An 18,401-nucleotide genomic window follows, 5' to 3' on the forward strand; every position below is an offset into this window, starting at 1 on the left:
GCCCCATGACGCGCTTGTGAGACACGGGCTCGTGAATTCAACTCTGCCCACCAAGCCACTACCTTTGTCATTGTCACAAGCAGACATACCCAGTCATCAAGAGGATTACCGAGATGTCGAAAACAGCTAAATCCCTGGTTATCGCAACCGCAGTTGCAGCCGCCGTATCGGGTGCCGCAACCACAGCCAGCGCACAGGCAAAAGAAAAGTGCTATGGCGTATCGCTGGCCGGTCAGAACGACTGTGCCGCAGGCCCCGGCACCACCTGCGCAGGCACCTCGACCGTTGATTATCAGGGCAACGCATGGACCCTGGTTGACGCAGGCACTTGCGCCGACATTGAACTGCCTGCGGAAGCAAACGGCACGCCGCGCAAAGGTTCGTTGGAAGCGCTGGAACGCGACCTGCCGGCATAAGATCGGCCTGACGATTTCAAGGGGCGGGCACCATCGCCCGCCCTTTCCCTTTCGTGATCAAGGAACTGGCCCATGTTGGATGACACCCACCGGTCAAACCGCCTGCCCGCAGCACCGGGCGTTGGCTACAAGCCGCAGCATTTTGCTCAGATACTTGAACACGCACAGCCCGTTGCATGGCTGGAAATCCATGCCGAGAACTATATGGGCGACGGCGGGCGGCCCTTGGCGCAGCTGCGGCACCTTTCCGAACATTTCCCAATCTCGGTCCATGGCGTTGGCCTGTCCATTGGCGGTGAAGGCGCGCTGGACCCCGATCATCTGGCCCGGCTGAAACACTTGGTCGGCTGGCTGAACCCCGCAAGCTTTTCCGAACATTTGGCTTGGTCCACCCATGACAGCCATTTCTACAACGACCTGCTGCCCCTGCCCTATACAGACGAAACTCTAGCGCGGGTTTGTGAACATATCGATCAGGTCCAGCACACTGTCGGGCAGCAGATGCTGCTGGAAAATCCGTCCAGCTATCTGGCCTTCGAGGAAAGCACCTGGTCCGAACCTGATTTCCTGAGGGAGATTGCCAAGCGCACCGGATGCGGCCTGTTGCTTGACGTAAACAATGTCTTTGTCTCAGCCACCAATCTGGATTTCTCGCCGCAAGGTTATATTGACGCTTATCCGCTTGAAAAAGTGTCGGAAATTCACCTTGGCGGCCATGATGAGGATGAAGACGATCACGGTCATCCGCTGCTAATCGACAGTCACGGACGAGAAGTGGTCGACCCGGTGTGGACTCTGCTGGATTATGTGCTGGAGCGTTCGGGGCCAAAACCCGTTCTGATCGAATGGGACACGGATGTGCCGGAATGGCCCGTTCTGCGGGATGAGGCCGTTCGCGCGCAATCCGCACTGGACCGGATACCGGTATGAGCGTTTCGCAATCTGAATTCCGCGCGGCCATGATGGATGCGTCAGCGCCCGTTCCCGGTGGATTACTGGATGGCGGCGCGCGCCCTGCCGGTCGCAGGTTCAGCGTGTACCGCAACAATGTTGCGGTGTCGCTGACCGAGGCGATGCATCAGGCGTTTCCCGTGATTGCCAAATTGCTAGGGGCGCAGAACATGGATGGGCTGGCTGGGATTTTCCTGCGTCAACATCCGCCCTCCTCTCCGCTGATGATGTTTTATGGCGAGGCGTTTCCTGATTTTCTGGCCGGAATGCCTCAACTTTCCCACCTTGGATACCTGCCGGACGTGGCCCGGTTGGAGATTGCCTTGCGCAAGTCCTACCACGCCGCCGACAGCGAACCTGCACCGGCAGATGTTCTAGCCGTCGAGCCCGAACAGGTCATGCAGGCCCGGTTGCAGTTTGCACCGGCCATGCAGTTGATCCGCTCGGATTGGCCCATTCACGCAATCTGGCGCTTCAACATGGAAACCAATGCTCCGAAACCGGATGCACGGGCCGAGGATGTGTTGATCACCCGCGCCGAATTTGATCCCACACCCAATCTGCTTCCGGCAGGTGGTGCAGATTGGATCGCCCATATGCTGAGCGGCGACACAATCGGTGAAGCATTTGAAAAAACGACTGCCGAACTGCCTGAATTTGATCTTGGAACCACTCTGGCACTGCTGTTGCAGGGCGGTGCAATAACCTCTGTGACTATCGAAAGGCTGGAGACATGACTGCTTTGATCTCAACCTACAATAACACCATGGGAAAACTGGACCTTGCGTCTGGCTGGTTGACCCCTACGCTGGCACGACTGGTCTTTGTTGCGGTTCTTCTGGTTTATTACTGGAACTCAGCCATGCTGAAGATCGACGGATCGATCTTTTCGCCTTCGGCAGGTGCCTTTGGACAGATATTCCCTAAAGCGGCCGAGGCTGTTCTTTATGACGTCTCCCAAATTACGTTCTTCCAACGCATCGTCATCTTCATGGGAACAATTGCCGAATTTGTTCTTCCGACCCTTCTTCTGGTTGGACTATTCTCGCGTCTGGCGGCTTTGGGCATGATCGGTTTTATCTGGGTACAGACACTTGTCGACGTCACCGGCCATGGCGTGAACCTGGGCAGCCTGTTCGACGCGGCGCCGTCCCTGATGGATCAGCGCACGATGTGGACTTTCCTGATGCTGGTGATCGTCATCAACGGCGCAGGGCCGATCTCGCTCGACCGGATCCTTCGCCTTAAGTAACTTAGAAATGTGCCTTGGGCTGGTCCGGTTTTCCCGCGGCCAGCCCAAGTATCCCGGCGATCCCGGCAAATGTGATCGGGAACATGGTGAAAACACCAAAACCAAAGGCGTAGTACATCGCAGCCGCTGATACCAGCAACAAGACCCCGGCAATCAACGCGCGCGCTGGCGCCATGGCCCCGCCCGCGATTGCAAGCAAGGGCGCGATAATCGAAATGGCTTGTACCATATCGGGATTGTCGACCTGGCTTAGAACTCCGTCAATTTCACCGACATGGTCAACCACGACCACCTTCGCATAGCCGAAGAACCCGACGATCACTCCGATCAACCCGGCGATTACACCCAACAACATTGCGGCATTACGCATTGAAAATCCTCATTGTAGCTTTCACGCAGATAAGCACCCGTTCAGGAAATGCCAAGCTGAGCACGGGTTTCAGCTGTCCAACCCAACAACAGCCTGCCATCGACTTCGATCAATGGGCGTTTCATCAGGGTCGGGTGCTCTTTCAAAAGCTCCAAAGGGGGCTTGGCACGCTGGGTTTCGTCCAATCCGCGCCATGTCGTCGATCTGGTATTAAGCAAGTCATTGCCGAACTCGGCAAAGGCCCGTGACAGCACCGAACCCGGCACACCGTCGCTGCGTACATCAGAAAATTTGACGTCTGGCAGCGATTTCAATGCCTTGCGACAGGTGTCACAGTTTTTCAATCCATAAAGCTGCATGTCTTTGACGCTCCTGCCCATGCTTTGATTTTAAGCAATCTTGCCCGCTTCTTGCGGTTATTCTTGATTTTTTACTTCACCGTGCAATGTTGAAAAAGGCGAAACACACGAATTGGACTGTTCAGCCAGTGCCAAAACAACTTTTTCGTGGTGACGCTGACCACAGCCCCCACCAATTTGTGGGACAATGCGTAAGTAGAAGGAGACACGGGACATGCCAACCGGCACCGTGAAATGGTTCAATACCACTAAAGGCTATGGATTTATTGCCCCTGACGAAGGGGGCAAAGATGTGTTTGTACATATCTCGGCCGTAGAACGGTCCGGCCTCACCGGACTCGCAGACAACCAAAAAGTTTCGTACGAGTTGCAGGACGGACGCGACGGCCGCCAAATGGCAGCTGATTTGAAACCACTGTAACGACATCCCGCTAAACACGCGGTTGATCATTAAGGATGACGGCCAATTTCCGGCCGTTATCCATCCCCCACCGGTTTCGTTCCATTACCCTCGCGCGGGCTTGGCGTCGGCGTGGGTATTCCAGTTTTCGCCCATGGCAACGATGCAGGATGTGCCTGTCGCGTAGGTGACAACCATGGTCCAGTCCCCGTGCTGACTTGCCCAGACTTCCATAATCTGTTCCGGCCCGCGAACACCCGATGCCACGCGCCGCGCACCGAACTGCCTTTCCAGTTTCTGATGCAACCGGGGCGTCTGTTCGCACAAAACCTCAGCTATGGGGGACTTGGCCTGCGCAGGCAAGGCGAGACCAAGAAACAGGCATAACAGAGCAAGATGCAAAACGCGGGCCATGGAACAAGTGTAACAATTCCATGACGACACGTATAGACAAAAGCTATGCAACTCGTTAGCTCTATTTGCGAATGATCGCCTCGAACTCACGCCATTCGCGCGCTGTCATCCCCGAGTTTTCTTGCGTGACCGCCTCTCCTGCCAGCATGCGTTGCAGGCTTTCGACCATCTGGGCAGACAGGTTCACCGCACCCAGCCGGTAATCCTCGAACGCCTTATACGCAAACGGCACCCAATCAGCGACGATCTTGCACATCGCCTCGGCATAAACGCGGATTTCATACTGAGCATGCGGATCGGCCCGCAGGCGCAGGAAGTGGAACAGATTATGCAGATCCACCTTCCAATACCATTGCGTATAAACGTTTGCGGGTAGGTTCATGCGGGCCAGTTCACGTGCTAGCCCCTGTTGCCCGTCCTGGCTGATCATGGACTCGTAATTGTCATAGCACCGCGTGCTGTCGGCCTTGAGGGTTTCCAATACGCGCGCGGCCTCTTCGCCTTCCAACGTTGCCCCACGGCCCTGATTGTTCACTTCGGACTGTGCCGCCACATGTTCTGGGGCTGGGATATAAAACTCCCGATCCAGAATTGAGTACCGTGCCGAGTATTCATTCACATTGGCGGTCCGGTGCCGGATCCACTGCCGCGCCACGAACACAGGCAATTTCACATGCAATTTGACTTCGCACATTTCGAATGGCGTGGAATGCCAGTGCCGCATCAGATACCGGATCAACCCCTCGTCATTCTGAACAGATTTGGTGCCTGTGCCGTATGAAACGCGCGCAGCCTGACAGATGGCGGCATCGTCCCCCATATAGTCGATCACGCGGACAAAGCCATGATCCAGAACCTGATGCGCTGTGTACAGGTGGTCTTCCATTCCCGCCGAGACAACTCGACGCGTGGGATGCGATTGCGCGCGTTGCGCGTCGATCTCGGCCTGTTGGTCAGGGGACAGCGGCATCGAATCTTCCTTTCTGGCAATGAGTCGCCCCCTACTATATATCGCCAATTTCGACACAGGAACCGCGATATATGCCGCAGCGGGCGCAAAAAACAAATTGCTGCCGAGGGCTCTATCGACACATCGAGGCTGAGCGCTAAGCTCTTGGCAATGTGAGTCGAAAAAGGATGGCCGAAATGGCGCTGAAATATCTTCACACCATGGTCCGCGTGAAGGATCTGGAAAAATCCATGGCGTTTTACGAGCTTCTGGGTCTGAAAGAAACACGCCGGTTTGACAGTGAAGCCGGGCGATTTTCTCTGATCTTCATGGCCCCTCCGGGACAAGAAGACGCGTCGATCGAGTTGACCTACAACTGGGACGGCGATGACGCGTTGCCAGCCGACAGCCGTCACTTCGGCCATCTGGCCTACGGTGTCGACAATATCTACGAGGTTTGCCAACATCTTCAGAACAACGGCGTTACGATCAATCGCCCGCCAAGGGATGGTCGCATGGCTTTCGTTCGATCGCCCGACAACATCTCGGTTGAGCTTTTGCAGAATGGAGAAGCACTGGAACCAGCCGAACCCTGGGCCAGCATGGAGAGCAGTGGTCACTGGTGATCCGTTGGCTGATAGCGTTTGGGCTGGTCGTTCAGGCCAGCCCTGTTAAGGCCGAGCAATGCCGCTTGGCGCTGGCCTTGGCGATGGATATTTCCGTTTCAGTCGATGAGGCTGAAGATGTGTTGCAACGGCAGGGGTTAGCCGCCGCCTTGATTGCACCCGAAGTGCAAGAGGCCTTCTTTTCTTCACCGATGCCCGTTGCCCTGGCGGTATATGAGTGGAGTGGCCGCTCAACCCAAAATGTCGTCCTGAACTGGACAATGATCGATGACGTTGGTGATCTGCTGTTCGCATCCAGCCAAATCAGTCAATCCGTCAGATCTGACAGCGGATCAGCAACAGCTATGGGCTATGCCTTGGCATATGGTGCAAGTCTTATGGGGCAAGCGCCGCAATGCCTGTATCAAACCATTGACCTGTCCGGTGACGGCACGAACAACGACGGCTATGGGCCTCAGATCGCCTATCGGCATTTTCCCTTTCAAAACACTGTCGTGAATGGGCTTGTGATCAACGCGGCGGATTTCGAGGGAGAGCTGTTCTTGATCCCTTTCTTCGAAAATACCGTCCTGCACGGGCCCGGCGCCTTTTTGGAAATTGCCACCGGGTTTGAAGATTTCGAGCGCGCCATGCGAAAGAAACTGAAACGAGAACTGAGCGGTCTGCAAATCGGAGCATTGCGGATTGAAGGCCCATGATACGTCGCGTGATCGTCTTTCTGGCTTGCCTGATTTCAGGACCTGCCCTTGGCGAGTGCCGCCAGGCCCTTGCGCTAGGGCTGGATGTGTCGGGTTCGGTCGACAGCCGGGAGTACAGGCTGCAACTGGACGGGCTGGCGTCGGCCCTGAGCCGCCCCGAAGTCAGCCAGCTGATGTTGTCGGACGGCGCAACCTCCTTGCGTCTGGCGATCTACGAATGGAGCGAGCGGGGACATGAACGGATGCTGCTGGAGTGGACAGAAGTACGGTCCCCCGCCGACCTGATCGCAATCAGTGATCGTTTGATTCGAAACTCGCGTAGCACAGCACCGCAGGGAACGGCGGTAGGGTCGGCCATGTTATTTGGCTCTTCCCTGCTTGATCAGCAAAGGGGATGCTGGCGCCGTACGCTGGATCTGTCCGGGGATGGTAAACATAACCTTGGACCGCATCCACGAGATGTGAAAGCCAGTTTACGACATGGCGGGATCACGATTAACGGGCTGGTGATCGGCGCTGACGATCCGAAGGAAGGTGATCGGAGATATGTTCAGGTGGGTGAACTTTCAGCTTATTATTCAGCCTGGGTCATTTTGGGGCCAAACGCGTTCGTAGAAGTGGCGCTGGGCTTTGAGGCGTATGAAGAGGCCATGACCCGCAAACTTCTTCGTGAGCTGGACAGTCTTGTCCTGTCTGACGCCCGCCACTGATCAATAGATATACCGTATCTGATCCGTCCAGTACCGTTCAACGCGACGCAGCGAACTGGTGATATCTTCGATGCCTTCAAGCCCAAGCACCCCCCTGCCTTGCAGGCCTTCGGCGTGACGTGCAAACAGCTTGGACACGATATTGCGGATTTCCCTGCCTTGCGGCGTCAGGCGCACGCGAACTGAACGGCGATCAATCTCGCATCTTTGGTGGTGCATATAGCCCATCTCAACCAGTTTCTTGAGGTTATAGCTGACATTGCTGCCCTGATAGTACCCACGGCTTTTCAGTTCGCCTGCCGTGACTTCGTGATCACCGATATTGAACAGCAACAACGCCTGAACCGCATTGATTTCCAATACGCCGACGCGCTCAAACTCGTCCTTGATGACATCAAGCAACAACCGGTGCAGTCGCTCCACCAGGGCCAGCGCCTCAAGATAGCTGGTTATGAAACCCTTGGTCTCTGGCGTGGAGACCTGCATTTCCATACTCATCCGACCCTCCGATTCAGTCGCGCTGTTTGACACACGATGAACCGAAAATCCGAAAAATCGGTTAAGCGGAACTTTGCCTTATTTCTGAAAGGTTTGAGCTATGTCTGCAATCAGGCTGGCAAATCGCGCCGGAGGCTGCACCTGCCCTGTAACCCATTGATAAAGGTCCTGGTCATTTTCATGCAACAGCGCGTCATATACATCCAGCCCGGCGGCATCCATGTCGGCCAGATTGCCCCCCGCATAGGCGGACAGGATAATGTCCATCTCTTTGATGCCGCGTCGCATCGACCGCATTTGCATGCGCTTGATACGCACATCCCGGGGTTCGCTCAATTCTTCTGCTCCAGCATCTGACGCATTTTCTTTTCCAGACGCGCTGCGCGTTCAGAACAGGCGCGCATTTCCGCACGGATGGCGCGCAGTTCGGCCACGGCCGAGGACAGTTCCATACCGCCTTCGCCTTCATCCACAGGCGCATCCATGCCGTCGCCCTCGCCGGTCAACAACCACATGATTGAGACATTGACCATGCCCGCCATCATCGACAGCCTGTTGGCCCGGGGTTCGGACAGATCGTTTTCCCAATCTGAAATTGTCGCCTTTTTGACCCCAAGACGCCGCGCCAGTTGCGCCTGCGTCATTCCCGCGGCTTCGCGTGCGCCTGCCAGACGGTCTCCGAATGTCGCAGAATCCGGACCGTACCAGTCGTTTTCATCATTCATTCGGGTCTCCATCTCACATTGTCTATACTGCTTGATCGTCACTCGGACGCACCCTATGACAGTCGGGCTGAACATACAAACCGAGGCCGAGCATGAGTTTTCTGTCTGCGACACTGTCACGCGTCAAACCTTCACCCACCATCGCAATGACAGCCAAGGCAGCCGAGCTGAAGGCCGCCGGACGTGATGTCATCGGCCTAAGCGCTGGTGAGCCGGATTTTGACACACCCCAGAACATCAAAGACGCCGCTGTTGCGGCCATCGCAGCAGGCAAAACCAAATACACCGCGCCGGACGGCATTCCCGAGCTGAAACAAGCGGCATGTGCCAAGATGAAACGTGACCACGGGCTGGACTATTCGCCGGCCCAGATCTCGGTCGGGACCGGTGGCAAGCAAACGCTGTACAATGCTCTGATGGCGACGATGAATGAAGGCGACGAGGTGATCATCCCTGCACCGTACTGGGTCAGCTACCCCGATATGGTGCTTTTGGCCGGGGGCACCCCTGTTGTGGTCGAAACAACGCTGGGAAACAGTTTCAAGCTGACCGCAGAACAACTGGAAGCCGCCATCACGCCCAAGACAAAGTGGTTCATCTTTAACTCACCCTCGAACCCGACGGGCGCAGGGTACAGTTGGGATGAACTGAAGGCGCTGACCGATGTTCTGATGCGTCACCCGCATGTCTGGATCATGTCGGACGACATGTACGAACATCTGGCCTATGACGGGTTTGAGTTCTGCACCCCGGCCGAGGTTGAACCCGGTCTATTTGACCGGACGCTCACCTGCAACGGGGTTTCAAAAGCCTATGCCATGACCGGTTGGCGCATCGGTTATGCTGCCGGTCCGGTTGAAATCATCGCGGCCATGCGCAAGATCCAGTCGCAATCCACCTCGAACCCCTGCTCGGTCAGTCAGTGGGCTGCCGTCGAGGCCCTGAACGGAACTCAGGATTTTCTGGCCCCGAATAACGAGACATTCAGGCGCCGGCGCGATCTGGTGGTTCGGATGCTGAACGAGATTGATGGCGTCACCTGCCCCACACCCGAAGGGGCCTTTTATGTCTATCCGTCAATCGCCGGATTGATCGGGAAGACGACGCCCGCTGGGACCGTTCTGGTAGACGACGAAGCCTTTGCAACCGCACTTCTGGAAGAGGCCGACGTGGCCGTTGTATTTGGCGCCGCCTTTGGCCTGTCGCCGAATTTCCGCGTCAGCTATGCTACGTCCGACGCGGCACTGACCGAAGCTTGCAGCCGCATCCAGCGTTTTTGTGCTTCTCTGAGGTGACCATGTCCGCCGAACTGCCTGAGTATTACTTTCGCATACGTGAAAACGGTGCTGCGGTGTTTCGGATCGATACGGAAAACCGTCAGCGCCGGATCGAGATGGACCAGATTGCCGTCATCAATATCCGCAATGGCGAGGTCAAGCCGCACGGGCAGCGGACGTTGTCAGACCGGGATCAGGCCGAGATTGCCCAATGGATGGAAGAGCGCCGGGCCCTGCTGGCCCAGCGCGACATTGACGATATCCATCGCGCGGTCGACTATCTGAATCTGACCACGCAATGGGCACAGTCCAAGGCAAGCGACACGCAGCTGGAGGATGTGACAGACAGGTTATTGATGGCCATGCACGACCTGCGTACGGTACTGGTGCGAAAAAAGGCAGATCGGCTGGACAAAGACTAGGCGGGCTCGGCCGATGCCTGTATCTGCTGTACCGAATACATCCAGAATCGGGTCATGAGAAGCACGGCTGCGAAGGCGAGACCAAGCACCAGGCCCAGCCAGACGCCGATGCCGTCCATATGACGGACAAAGCCGAAATAATACGACGCGGGAATCCCTACGACCCAATAGCTGAGCGCCGCCATGACCATTGGGATCTTGGCATCCTGCAACCCGCGCAGCAGGCCCAGCGCAATCACCTGCGCGCCGTCGACCAGCTGAAACAACGCCGCCATGGCAAGCAATCCGGTTCCGATAGTCAGGATTTGGCCCCGCTGCGGGTCATCTGTTTCCATGAACAGGGAAATCAAAGGCTCGGCGCAGGTCAGGAACAGAATGATGGTTGCCACCGACATGACCAGCGACATACCAGTCACGGAAATTGCGCCCTTTTCCAGATGCGCCCTGTCCCGACGACCCAGCGCATTGCCAGCCCGGATGGTCGCCGCATTTGATAACCCCAGGTGAACCATGAAAGTGGCTGACGCCAGATTCAGGGCGATCCCATGCGCAGCCAGCGGGACCTGACCCAGCCAGCCCATCATCACCGCAGAAGTCGCGAACAGTGAAACTTCGGCCAATGTGGTCAAGCCGATGGGTACTCCCAACTTCCATACGCTGGCAAACATTTCCCAATCCGGTCGCCAGAACCGTTGGAATAGGCTATGCTCTGGCAACGTCCGGATCACATAGATAACAACCGCGATCAGCGAAACAACTTGTGTCGTGATCGAGGCGATTGCCGCCCCTGTCACGCCCAGTTCGGGGACACCCCAGTTGCCGAAGATCAGCGCATAATTGGTCAGCCCGTTCACAGCCGCCGCCGCAATTGTGATCCACAAAACAATCTGCGTTCGCTCTAATGCCGCCAGATAGCTTTTCAACACCATCACAATGAGGGCCGGAAACAATCCCCAACCGGCAACTCGCAGATATTCGGCTGCGGTTTCAGCAATTTGCGGTTCCTGCTTCATGGCGATCAGGATCGGATAGGACCACCACAGCAAGGGCATGACAACCACGGCATACAGCAACGACAACCATAGCCCCATCCGGGTCGAGCGGCGAATGCTGGTTTCATCCCCTTCCGCCGCCGCTGTGGCAACCATGGGCATGACGGCCCATCCAAATCCCGCACCAAACAAAAACAACACGAAATAATAACTGTTGGCCAAAGTAACGGCCGCCAACGCCTCGACCCCGTACCAACCCAGCATGATGGTGTCGGTCAAGCCGATTGCGTACTGCGCCAGATGACCGCCAACCAGTGGCAGGCCGAGAACGGCAATAGCCCGAAAATGGGCCGGATATGTCATCACCTTTGTCATCGCTCCAGCCATATGCGCGCCATTGGCGCGGGACAAGAGCGGATCGGCAATATTTCATATTGAGACTTTTATGCCCGACCGTTTCCTGAGGCCGGGCATCTTTGCAATCAGCGGGCGTCGGGGTGCAGAGCCGTACCCAGAATATGCTCGGACCGGTGGATAACGTGATGCGCCTGCCCTACGATCAGCGGGTCAGGCTCGCCCACGATATCGTGATCCTTGCCAGGGTAATCCAGCGAGGACAGGAAGTGACGCATACAGTTCAGGCGCGCGCGTTTCTTGTCATTTGACTTGATGATCGTCCAGGGTGCGTCAGCCGTGTCCGTGTAAAAGAACATGGCTTCTTTCGCCTCGGTATAATCATCCCACTTGCTGAGGCTCGCCTTGTCGATGGGCGACAGTTTCCATTGCTTCAGGGGGTCGGTTTCGCGGCTTTTGAAACGGCGTTGCTGCTCTTGCTGTGTAACTGAGAACCAGTATTTGTATAGCTGAATGCCCGAGCGCACCAGCATCCGTTCCAACTCGGGCGTTTGCCGCATGAACTCAAGATATTCGTTGGGCGTGCAGAACCCCATGACCCGCTCCACACCAGCGCGGTTGTACCAGGACCGGTCATAGAACACCATCTCGCCCACGGTCGGCATCTCCTGAATGTAGCGCTGGTAGTACCACTGGCCTTTCTCTTCCCAGGTGGGTTTGTTCAATGCAACAACACGGGCCTGACGCGGGTTCAGGTGCTCCATGAACCGCTTGATCGTACCCCCTTTGCCTGCCGCATCGCGCCCTTCGAACAACAAGACAAACCGCTGCCCCGTTTCCTGCGCCCACAGCTGAACCTTCAAAAGCTCGGCCTGCAGATTGGCTTTTTGCGTCTCATACACCGACCGGGCCATTTTGCGGCCATAGGGGTATTTCCCACTTTCAAACGCCTGCCGGATTTTCTCGGGGCTGGGCGCTGAAGGGTCGGTGTCTTTGGTGAGCGTGGTCTTGATCTGGGTGGGTTCTGCGTTGGTCGTGGCAATGGCGTCCATACATCCTGTCCTTTTCTACTGTCCTGAAGGGTGGCTAGCAGAAAGCTCGGAAATGCGCTTTGATTGGTGTCAAATAGATGCCTCAAAAACCCATGATTTCCAGCGCGGATCCCTTGTTCCAATGCAGATGTCTTTTTTCAAGCTGAACGGCCATTCTTTCCACGTCAGGACATGGGGCGACAAAGCCGCGCCACCATTATTGATGCTGCATGGTTTCCCCGAATACAGCGGTGCCTGGGCCGATCTTGCGCCTCATCTGGCAGAACGCTTTTATTGTATTGCTCCGGACCAGCGCGGTTATGGCCAAAGCTGGTGTCCCGAAGGGGTGCAGAACTATACCCTGTCGCAACTGGTCACAGACATGGCCGCACTGATTGAATCCTGCGGCGCGCCCGTTGCGCTGCTGGGTCACGACTGGGGCGCATCGGTGGCTTATGGCGTTGCCATGTTCCGCCCGGAACTCGTTGATCGGTTAATCATTGCAAACGGCGTACATCCGGTGCCGTTTCAACGCGCCATGGCCTCAGGTGGCGCACAATCCACAGCCTCGCAATATATCAATCTGCTGCGAGCACCCGATGCCGCACAAAAACTGTCCGAAAACAACTTTGCGATGCTGGAACAGTTCTTTCGCCATGGTATGGGGCTGGACTGGTTGACCGAAGCTCGCATGGCCGACTACCGCACTGAATGGGCCCGACCCGGTCGGCTGCAGGCGATGCTGAACTGGTACAGAGCCTCTCCGTTGGTTGTCGCCAAACCCGGTGTCCCCGCGACAGACCTGCCTGACCTGCCGCTCGACCGGTTGCATGTCAGGTGTCCGCACTTGTTGATTTGGGGGCCGGATGACAAAGCCCTTTTACCCGAATCCACTGAGGGGCTGGAGGCGTTTGCCACCCACCTCACCCGTGTCACGATCCCTGGGACCGATCATTGGTTGCATCATCAAAACCCGCGGGCCGTGGCGCAGGCCATTCTGGAATGGACTGGCCTGACGTAATCAGGCCGCGCCCGCGCGCAACGGCAAGCCAGGCAGCCTTTGTCGCAGCGCCGACGACATCTTTAGCACCTTACCGGTGCCCCCAGTCGTCAGGGTTGTCAGAGTTGTTCGGCGACAACCCCAACTCATCACCATCGGTTGAGCACCCAAGCCCCAGAACCGTCCGGTTTGCATATGAAAAATAGGAGCAGACCTGATTGATCTCGAGGATTTCGCCATCATCCCACCCCGCGTCGCGCAGGGCAGCGACGTCCGCCTCGACCAGATCGCCCGGCGCTTCGGTCAGCTTGCGAGCATAATCCATCGCAGCCATTTGCGCCGCATCCAGCGGTGCAGCCGAGGGATCGCGCGCCTCAATCGCTGCCCTGATCGCGTTGCCACGCACCGTATCACCCAGCAAGCGCTGAAGACCTGCAAAGTGATGCTCGACGCAATACCCGCACCGGTTCAGTGAGCTGACCCAAACCCCCAGCACTTCCAGAAACCATTTCGGTATCTTGTTGCCCGAATGATGCAGCACTGCCTTGTACATGGCCATATGGCCTTCCATCGAATGCGGGCGAAGGCTGTGTGCCATCATGATGTTGTCTACGTTATTGTTCGGCCCGGTCACGCGTTCGTAGAGTTTCTTCAACTTTCCAGTCGCGTCTTCGAACGGAACGGTTCTGATCCAGCTCATTTATTCACCTCCGCTTTACCGGGATCAAAGGACTGGTTATCTGCACGGATTGCAAGCGGCTTGACAGAAAATCCACAACACCTCGCGTCCCCCTTCCCCCGGACCACATCACCTGCCATAATGGCGGAAACCCAAAAACAAGAGCAGCACCCATGCCCGAAGATCTGTTGACGCCCAGCGCCACTTCTACCTATGACGCCTCCTCGATCGAGGTGCTCGAAGGGCTGGAACCGGTTCGCAAACGCCCCGGCATGTATATTGGCGGCACGGATGAGCGTGCGCTGCACCATATGTTGGCCGAGATCCTCGACAACTCGATGGACGAGGCGGTGGCAGGCTTTGCCAACCGGATCGAGGTCGAGCTGCATTCCGACTACGCCCTGACCGTCCGTGACAACGGGCGCGGTATCCCGATCGACCCGCATCCAAAATTTCCGGGCAAGTCCGCGTTGGAGGTGATCCTGTGTACCCTGCACGCGGGCGGCAAGTTCTCGGGCAAGGCCTACCAGACCTCGGGTGGCTTGCACGGGGTTGGTGCGTCGGTGGTGAACGCGCTGTCTGATTCGATGGTCGTGCAGGTGGCGCGGGACAAGCAGCTATATGAACAACGTTTCTCGCGCGGTATCCCACTTGGCCCGGTCGAAAAGGTTGGCGCGGCCCCGAACCGGCGCGGCACAACGGTGACCTTCCACGCCGACCCGGACATCTTTGGCCATCACAAGTTCAAACCCGCGCGGCTGTTCAAGTCCATCCGCTCCAAGGCCTATCTGTTCTCGGGCGTCGAAATCCGCTGGAAAACCGCCATCGATGACGGCGAGACCCCGCTTGAGGCCTCGTTCCACTTTCCCGGCGGCCTGTCGGATTACCTGAAAGAGACGATGAACGGCTCGTCTACCTATGCCGAGCAACCCTTTGCGGGCACCGTCGATTTCAACGAGAAATTCGGCACCCCCGGCAAGGTCGAATGGGCGATCAACTGGACACCGTCGCGTGACGGGTTCATCCAATCCTATTGTAACACCGTTCCCACCCCCGAAGGCGGCACCCATGTGGCCGGTTTCTGGGCTGCGATCCTCAAGGGGATCAAGGCCTATGGCGAGTTGATCAACAATAAGAAAGCCGCGCAGATCACCCGCGACGACCTGCTGACAGGTGGATGCGCGCTGGTGTCGTGCTTTATCCGCGAGCCGGAATTCGTGGGCCAGACCAAGGACCGTCTGGCCACGGTCGAGGCGCAGCGGCTGGTCGAAAACGCGGTCCGCGACCATTTCGACAACTGGCTGGCGGCTGATACGAAATCCGCCGGCGCGATCCTCGACTTCCTTATCCTGAGGGCCGAAGAACGTCTGCGCCGTCGGGCCGAGAAGGAAACACAACGCAAGTCCGCCACTAAGAAACTTCGTCTTCCCGGCAAGCTGGTGGACTGTTCCAGTTCAACACGCGACGGCACCGAATTATTCATCGTCGAAGGCGATTCTGCGGGTGGCTCGGCCAAGATGGGTCGCGACCGCAAAACGCAGGCCCTGCTGCCCTTGCGCGGCAAGATCCTGAACGTGCTGGGTGCGGCCAGTTCCAAGCTGGGCACCAATGCCGAGATCAACGACCTGACCCAAGCGCTGGGTGTCGGGCTTGGCACCAAGTTCAACGTTGACGACCTACGCTATGACAAGGTCATCATCATGACCGACGCGGATGTGGACGGGGCGCATATCGCGTCCTTGCTGATGACGTTCTTCTTTACCCAGATGCGCCCGATGATTGACGCGGGTCACCTGTACCTGGCCTGCCCGCCTTTGTACCGCCTGACGCAGGGCGCCAAACGCGTCTATTGTCTGGACGAGGCCGAGCGCGACGAATGGCTGAAAAAAGGTCTGGGCGGCAAGGGCAAGATCGACGTGTCCCGCTTTAAGGGTCTGGGCGAGATGGACGCCAAGGACCTGAAAGAGACCACGATGGACCCCAAATCCCGGAAATTGATCCGGGTCACCATCGACGAGGATGAACCCGGCGAAACCGGCGATCTGGTCGAGCGTCTGATGGGCAAGAAGCCCGAACTGCGGTTCCAGTACATTCAGGAGAACGCGCGGTTTGTGGAGGAGTTGGATGTTTGAAGCAGTAAGCCTTCAACACTCCGAGTATTGGACGATAGCTTAGGCCTACTGTGTGAGTCTATTTTGTTGGCGTGGTGACATGGGCTCCCACTACTTTGAACTCTTCAGAAATTTCTAAGACAATTCCGTAGCTATAAATCAGGTCAAACTCAAAAAAACGCCACAATAGCGTAGGATTTCTTTCCCTATACTGTGCTACAGTCCAATAGCCTGAGACATTCCCGACAGGCTGGTTAGTTCTAGTAGTAACAAATTTTTCACTTCTGTATCTGCTGTATCCCAGTACTCGGAAGTCGTGATAACTCATCCAGCTTTGAACTCTGTCGAGCGTAACCAGACTTCGCGAAATCCGATATACGCAAACCTCTGCGTTACGTCCGTAGCCAACTCTTTCCCAATCCAGCTTTAGCAAGTTTGGGTTTTCTTTCTTCTGTTCTTCTTTGGTTAAACAGCTTTGCACATCAGGAAACTTACGGATAGCCTTTCGGTACTGCCTCCACTGAGGATGATTACTATCCACAACGCGACCTAAAAATAGAAATGGTTCGGCGTCTTGAGTGGAGAGATGATCGTATTCGATCACGCAAGAAGCCGTTGGTCGACATTCCGACCATATTTCCGATGCGCCAATCTCAGCCCTTACCGAGGCAGAGCCGACAACTAGCGCAACAATTGAAAGCAAGACTCGCATTTTTCTTTGGTCAAGCATTGGTTATCGATCTTGTCGCTTTCTAATCCTTAGACATATCCGTGCCTATTAAATGACTTCTTGAAAGTGGGGTTTTCCTCACCTCGAAGGAACAAGAGAAAATGAGCCGTTACGCATCGCGCGTAGGATGGGTGCTCTCACCGATCAGAGTCCGGCATCAAGATGGGAGTAAACACCCATCCTACTTTGCCACAACCATCGCGCCTGGCCCGAGGGTGGGTGCGGAACGCGCACGCCGTCAAACCGCAAGTTTGCCTTCGGCAAAACGGGGGCGGGTCGGGCGCGTGCTTGATGCCTTGCATCAAGCATTGACTAGGCGGAAGACACCCCAACACCACACGCGCCCTCAAAAAACCAAAATCTACTGCAATTCAAATCCCTTCGGTTTACTAATCAAACCAAGACCCGGCTTCCCTGTGACAAGCTGGCTTGGATTTAACGATTAAGGATTTGCAATGGCCCGCCTTTATGACAGTCGAAAACGTGTTCTCGTAACCGGTGGGGCCGGGTTTCTGGGCTCGCATCTGTGCGACCGGCTTCTGGATCAGGGGCACGAGGTTTTGTGCGTCGACAACCTGTTCACCGGCACCAAGCGCAATATCGACCATCTGCACAGCAACCCGCGGTTCGAGTTCATGCGCCACGATGTGACCTTCCCGCTGTTCGTGGAAGTGGACGAGATCTATAACCTCGCCTGCCCCGCCTCGCCCGTGCATTACCAGCACGACCCGGTGCAGACGACCAAGACCAGCGTCCATGGCGCGATCAACATGCTGGGTCTGGCGAAGCGGCTGAAATGCAAGATCTTTCAGGCCTCTACATCTGAGGTCTATGGCGACCCGACCATCCATCCGCAGACCGAAGACTATTGGGGCAACGTAAACCCGGTTGGTCCGCGCTCGTGCTATGACGAGGGCAAGCGCTGCGCCGAGACGTTGTTCTTCGACTATCACCGTCAGATGGGGCTTGAGATCAAGGTCGCCCGCATCTTCAACACTTACGGCCCCCGAATGCACCCCGCCGACGGGCGCGTTGTGTCGAATTTCATCATGCAGGCCCTGACGGGCGAGGCGATCACCATCTTTGGCGACGGCACGCAGACCCGGTCATTCTGCTACGTGGATGATCTGATCGAAGGGTTCATCCGCCTGATGGACACCGGCAAGGAGGTCACCGGCCCGGTCAATCTGGGCAATCCCAACGAATTCTCGATGAACGAGCTGGCCAGCGAGGTGCAGGCGCTTGTTGGCGCGGAAACCCCTATCAGTTTCAGGGAGTTGCCCGAGGACGATCCGAAACAACGTCAGCCCGATATCACGCTGGCGCGGACCCTGCTGAACTGGGAACCTACAGTACAGCTGAAGGAAGGGTTGGACGCAACGATCCGGTATTTCCGGACGCTTCAGTCAGAAGGCGCAGCCGGATAACGCGTCTTGC

24 protein-coding genes are annotated in these 18,401 nt (G+C 56.6%); 13 read left to right on the forward strand and 11 right to left on the reverse strand.

Translation table 11 applies throughout. The features are described from left to right. The first annotated feature begins 113 nt into the window (after positions 1-113). The 4 genes from ACR0BZ_RS08305 to ACR0BZ_RS08320 all read left to right on the forward strand — a co-directional run bounded on the left by ACR0BZ_RS08305 (position 114) and on the right by ACR0BZ_RS08320 (position 2,619). Positions 114-416, forward strand: coding sequence for a BufA1 family periplasmic bufferin-type metallophore (locus tag ACR0BZ_RS08305; protein ID WP_267365389.1), 303 nt, complete (start codon positions 114-116; stop codon positions 414-416). A 72-nt stretch (positions 417-488) separates the two neighbouring features. Then, a complete protein-coding gene (gene bufB / locus ACR0BZ_RS08310) occupies positions 489-1,346 on the forward strand; it encodes an MNIO family bufferin maturase (protein WP_480919970.1) in 858 nt (285 codons plus the stop codon). Beyond that, positions 1,343-2,104, forward strand: coding sequence for an HvfC/BufC family peptide modification chaperone (locus tag ACR0BZ_RS08315; protein WP_480919971.1), 762 nt, complete (start codon positions 1,343-1,345; stop codon positions 2,102-2,104). Before bufB ends, ACR0BZ_RS08315 begins: the two co-directional genes overlap by 4 nt. Beyond that, positions 2,101-2,619 (forward strand): DoxX family protein, encoded by a 519-nt coding sequence (locus ACR0BZ_RS08320; protein ID WP_480919972.1) that lies wholly within the window; start codon positions 2,101-2,103, stop codon positions 2,617-2,619. Before ACR0BZ_RS08315 ends, ACR0BZ_RS08320 begins: the two co-directional genes overlap by 4 nt. 1 nt (position 2,620) lies before the next feature. Here ACR0BZ_RS08320 and ACR0BZ_RS08325 read toward each other — a convergent pair whose 3' ends face one another. Next, the gene (locus tag ACR0BZ_RS08325; protein ID WP_480919973.1) at positions 2,621-2,989 is read right to left on the reverse strand and encodes a hypothetical protein; all 369 of its coding nucleotides are present in this window, start codon (positions 2,987-2,989) and stop codon (positions 2,621-2,623) included. A 41-nt stretch (positions 2,990-3,030) separates the two neighbouring features. Then, positions 3,031-3,348, reverse strand: coding sequence for an ArsC/Spx/MgsR family protein (locus tag ACR0BZ_RS08330; protein ID WP_480484202.1), 318 nt, complete (start codon positions 3,346-3,348; stop codon positions 3,031-3,033). A 214-nt stretch (positions 3,349-3,562) separates the two neighbouring features. On the opposite strand from ACR0BZ_RS08330, the gene ACR0BZ_RS08335 reads away from it, so the two are divergent. Continuing rightward, positions 3,563-3,769, forward strand: a complete 207-nt coding sequence (locus ACR0BZ_RS08335; protein WP_008758035.1) for a cold-shock protein — start codon at positions 3,563-3,565, stop codon at positions 3,767-3,769. Between the two features lie 84 nt (positions 3,770-3,853). On the opposite strand, the gene ACR0BZ_RS08340 is transcribed toward ACR0BZ_RS08335, so the two are convergent. Both ACR0BZ_RS08340 and thyX read right to left on the reverse strand, forming a co-directional pair. Then, entirely contained in the window at positions 3,854-4,162 is a 309-nt protein-coding gene (locus ACR0BZ_RS08340; RefSeq protein WP_480919974.1) for a hypothetical protein, read from the reverse strand. Positions 4,163-4,223: 61 nt separating this feature from the next. Then, on the reverse strand, positions 4,224-5,132 hold the full coding sequence (thyX, locus tag ACR0BZ_RS08345) for an FAD-dependent thymidylate synthase (protein ID WP_480484204.1): 909 nt from the start codon (positions 5,130-5,132) through the stop codon (positions 4,224-4,226). 176 nt (positions 5,133-5,308) lie between these two features. Here thyX and ACR0BZ_RS08350 point away from each other — a divergent pair, with 176 nt between their 5' ends. From ACR0BZ_RS08350 to ACR0BZ_RS08360, 3 genes are read left to right on the forward strand one after another with little or no spacing between them, the layout of a single operon-like run. Next, positions 5,309-5,737 (forward strand): VOC family protein, encoded by a 429-nt coding sequence (locus ACR0BZ_RS08350; protein ID WP_480919975.1) that lies wholly within the window; start codon positions 5,309-5,311, stop codon positions 5,735-5,737. Further along, a complete protein-coding gene (locus tag ACR0BZ_RS08355; protein WP_480919976.1) occupies positions 5,734-6,435 on the forward strand; it encodes a DUF1194 domain-containing protein in 702 nt (233 codons plus the stop codon). The genes ACR0BZ_RS08350 and ACR0BZ_RS08355 overlap by 4 nt, the downstream gene beginning before the upstream one ends. After that, positions 6,432-7,145 (forward strand): DUF1194 domain-containing protein, encoded by a 714-nt coding sequence (locus tag ACR0BZ_RS08360; RefSeq protein ID WP_480919977.1) that lies wholly within the window; start codon positions 6,432-6,434, stop codon positions 7,143-7,145. The genes ACR0BZ_RS08355 and ACR0BZ_RS08360 overlap by 4 nt, the downstream gene beginning before the upstream one ends. On the opposite strand, the gene ACR0BZ_RS08365 is transcribed toward ACR0BZ_RS08360, so the two are convergent. The 3 genes from ACR0BZ_RS08365 to ACR0BZ_RS08375 form a co-directional block, all read right to left on the reverse strand. Further along, positions 7,146-7,643, reverse strand: coding sequence for a MarR family winged helix-turn-helix transcriptional regulator (locus ACR0BZ_RS08365; RefSeq protein ID WP_480484207.1), 498 nt, complete (start codon positions 7,641-7,643; stop codon positions 7,146-7,148). A 78-nt stretch (positions 7,644-7,721) separates the two neighbouring features. Next, positions 7,722-7,946, reverse strand: a complete 225-nt coding sequence (locus ACR0BZ_RS08370; RefSeq protein ID WP_480484273.1) for a succinate dehydrogenase assembly factor 2 — start codon at positions 7,944-7,946, stop codon at positions 7,722-7,724. A 29-nt stretch (positions 7,947-7,975) separates the two neighbouring features. Further along, entirely contained in the window at positions 7,976-8,368 is a 393-nt protein-coding gene (locus ACR0BZ_RS08375) for a helix-turn-helix domain-containing protein (RefSeq protein ID WP_267366820.1), read from the reverse strand. 92 nt (positions 8,369-8,460) lie between these two features. Between ACR0BZ_RS08375 and ACR0BZ_RS08380 the strand changes: the two genes are divergently transcribed. Together ACR0BZ_RS08380 and ACR0BZ_RS08385 are read left to right on the forward strand one after the other, a co-directional pair. After that, complete coding sequence (locus ACR0BZ_RS08380; protein WP_480919978.1) at positions 8,461-9,663, forward strand: pyridoxal phosphate-dependent aminotransferase; 1,203 nt, start codon at positions 8,461-8,463, stop codon at positions 9,661-9,663. Between the two features lie 2 nt (positions 9,664-9,665). Continuing rightward, positions 9,666-10,067 carry a hypothetical protein gene (locus ACR0BZ_RS08385; protein WP_480473472.1) on the forward strand — a complete coding sequence of 134 codons (402 nt, stop codon included), beginning with the start codon at positions 9,666-9,668 and terminating at the stop codon, positions 10,065-10,067. Here the strand turns inward: ACR0BZ_RS08385 and ACR0BZ_RS08390 are convergent. Both ACR0BZ_RS08390 and ppk2 read right to left on the reverse strand, forming a co-directional pair. Then, complete coding sequence (locus ACR0BZ_RS08390; protein ID WP_480830403.1) at positions 10,064-11,434, reverse strand: MATE family efflux transporter; 1,371 nt, start codon at positions 11,432-11,434, stop codon at positions 10,064-10,066. The genes ACR0BZ_RS08385 and ACR0BZ_RS08390 overlap by 4 nt on opposite strands. Before the next feature lie 107 nt (positions 11,435-11,541). Further along, entirely contained in the window at positions 11,542-12,465 is a 924-nt protein-coding gene (gene ppk2, locus ACR0BZ_RS08395) for a polyphosphate kinase 2 (RefSeq protein ID WP_480546520.1), read from the reverse strand. 121 nt (positions 12,466-12,586) lie between these two features. On the opposite strand from ppk2, the gene ACR0BZ_RS08400 reads away from it, so the two are divergent. After that, complete coding sequence (locus ACR0BZ_RS08400; protein ID WP_480919979.1) at positions 12,587-13,465, forward strand: alpha/beta fold hydrolase; 879 nt, start codon at positions 12,587-12,589, stop codon at positions 13,463-13,465. A gap of 70 nt (positions 13,466-13,535) precedes the next feature. On the opposite strand, the gene ACR0BZ_RS08405 is transcribed toward ACR0BZ_RS08400, so the two are convergent. Then, positions 13,536-14,144 (reverse strand): carboxymuconolactone decarboxylase family protein, encoded by a 609-nt coding sequence (locus ACR0BZ_RS08405; protein WP_480484211.1) that lies wholly within the window; start codon positions 14,142-14,144, stop codon positions 13,536-13,538. 152 nt (positions 14,145-14,296) lie between these two features. Between ACR0BZ_RS08405 and parE the strand changes: the two genes are divergently transcribed. After that, complete coding sequence (gene parE, locus ACR0BZ_RS08410) at positions 14,297-16,255, forward strand: DNA topoisomerase IV subunit B (protein ID WP_267364771.1); 1,959 nt, start codon at positions 14,297-14,299, stop codon at positions 16,253-16,255. Positions 16,256-16,313: 58 nt separating this feature from the next. Here the strand turns inward: parE and ACR0BZ_RS08415 are convergent, their stop codons facing one another. Then, positions 16,314-16,964: a hypothetical protein gene (locus ACR0BZ_RS08415; protein ID WP_480546516.1), complete on the reverse strand. Its 651-nt coding sequence runs from the start codon at positions 16,962-16,964 to the stop codon at positions 16,314-16,316. Between the two features lie 455 nt (positions 16,965-17,419). On the opposite strand from ACR0BZ_RS08415, the gene ACR0BZ_RS08420 reads away from it, so the two are divergent. After that, entirely contained in the window at positions 17,420-18,391 is a 972-nt protein-coding gene (locus tag ACR0BZ_RS08420) for a UDP-glucuronic acid decarboxylase family protein (protein ID WP_480553836.1), read from the forward strand. Positions 18,392-18,401: the final 10 nt, after the last annotated feature.

The sequence above is a fragment of the Ruegeria sp. P8 genome, assembly GCF_056534665.1.

What these genes read in the sequence shown, in the direction of transcription:
- ACR0BZ_RS08305 (WP_267365389.1), top strand. Translation starts at nt 114, where the DNA reads ATGTCGAAAACAGCTAAATCCCTGGTTATCGCAACCGCAGTTGCAGCC.
- bufB (WP_480919970.1), top strand. Translation starts at nt 489, where the DNA reads ATGTTGGATGACACCCACCGGTCAAACCGCCTGCCCGCAGCACCGGGC.
- ACR0BZ_RS08315 (WP_480919971.1), top strand. Translation starts at nt 1,343, where the DNA reads ATGAGCGTTTCGCAATCTGAATTCCGCGCGGCCATGATGGATGCGTCA.
- ACR0BZ_RS08320 (WP_480919972.1), top strand. Translation starts at nt 2,101, where the DNA reads ATGACTGCTTTGATCTCAACCTACAATAACACCATGGGAAAACTGGAC.
- ACR0BZ_RS08325 (WP_480919973.1), bottom strand. Translation starts at nt 2,989, where the DNA reads ATGCGTAATGCCGCAATGTTGTTGGGTGTAATCGCCGGGTTGATCGGA.
- ACR0BZ_RS08330 (WP_480484202.1), bottom strand. Translation starts at nt 3,348, where the DNA reads ATGCAGCTTTATGGATTGAAAAACTGTGACACCTGTCGCAAGGCATTG.
- ACR0BZ_RS08335 (WP_008758035.1), top strand. Translation starts at nt 3,563, where the DNA reads ATGCCAACCGGCACCGTGAAATGGTTCAATACCACTAAAGGCTATGGA.
- ACR0BZ_RS08340 (WP_480919974.1), bottom strand. Translation starts at nt 4,162, where the DNA reads ATGGCCCGCGTTTTGCATCTTGCTCTGTTATGCCTGTTTCTTGGTCTC.
- thyX (WP_480484204.1), bottom strand. Translation starts at nt 5,132, where the DNA reads ATGCCGCTGTCCCCTGACCAACAGGCCGAGATCGACGCGCAACGCGCG.
- ACR0BZ_RS08350 (WP_480919975.1), top strand. Translation starts at nt 5,309, where the DNA reads ATGGCGCTGAAATATCTTCACACCATGGTCCGCGTGAAGGATCTGGAA.
- ACR0BZ_RS08360 (WP_480919977.1), top strand. Translation starts at nt 6,432, where the DNA reads ATGATACGTCGCGTGATCGTCTTTCTGGCTTGCCTGATTTCAGGACCT.
- ACR0BZ_RS08365 (WP_480484207.1), bottom strand. Translation starts at nt 7,643, where the DNA reads ATGAGTATGGAAATGCAGGTCTCCACGCCAGAGACCAAGGGTTTCATA.
- ACR0BZ_RS08370 (WP_480484273.1), bottom strand. Translation starts at nt 7,946, where the DNA reads ATGCAAATGCGGTCGATGCGACGCGGCATCAAAGAGATGGACATTATC.
- ACR0BZ_RS08375 (WP_267366820.1), bottom strand. Translation starts at nt 8,368, where the DNA reads ATGAATGATGAAAACGACTGGTACGGTCCGGATTCTGCGACATTCGGA.
- ACR0BZ_RS08380 (WP_480919978.1), top strand. Translation starts at nt 8,461, where the DNA reads ATGAGTTTTCTGTCTGCGACACTGTCACGCGTCAAACCTTCACCCACC.
- ACR0BZ_RS08385 (WP_480473472.1), top strand. Translation starts at nt 9,666, where the DNA reads ATGTCCGCCGAACTGCCTGAGTATTACTTTCGCATACGTGAAAACGGT.
- ACR0BZ_RS08390 (WP_480830403.1), bottom strand. Translation starts at nt 11,434, where the DNA reads ATGACAAAGGTGATGACATATCCGGCCCATTTTCGGGCTATTGCCGTT.
- ppk2 (WP_480546520.1), bottom strand. Translation starts at nt 12,465, where the DNA reads ATGGACGCCATTGCCACGACCAACGCAGAACCCACCCAGATCAAGACC.
- ACR0BZ_RS08400 (WP_480919979.1), top strand. Translation starts at nt 12,587, where the DNA reads ATGCAGATGTCTTTTTTCAAGCTGAACGGCCATTCTTTCCACGTCAGG.
- ACR0BZ_RS08405 (WP_480484211.1), bottom strand. Translation starts at nt 14,144, where the DNA reads ATGAGCTGGATCAGAACCGTTCCGTTCGAAGACGCGACTGGAAAGTTG.
- parE (WP_267364771.1), top strand. Translation starts at nt 14,297, where the DNA reads ATGCCCGAAGATCTGTTGACGCCCAGCGCCACTTCTACCTATGACGCC.
- ACR0BZ_RS08415 (WP_480546516.1), bottom strand. Translation starts at nt 16,964, where the DNA reads ATGCTTGACCAAAGAAAAATGCGAGTCTTGCTTTCAATTGTTGCGCTA.
- ACR0BZ_RS08420 (WP_480553836.1), top strand. Translation starts at nt 17,420, where the DNA reads ATGGCCCGCCTTTATGACAGTCGAAAACGTGTTCTCGTAACCGGTGGG.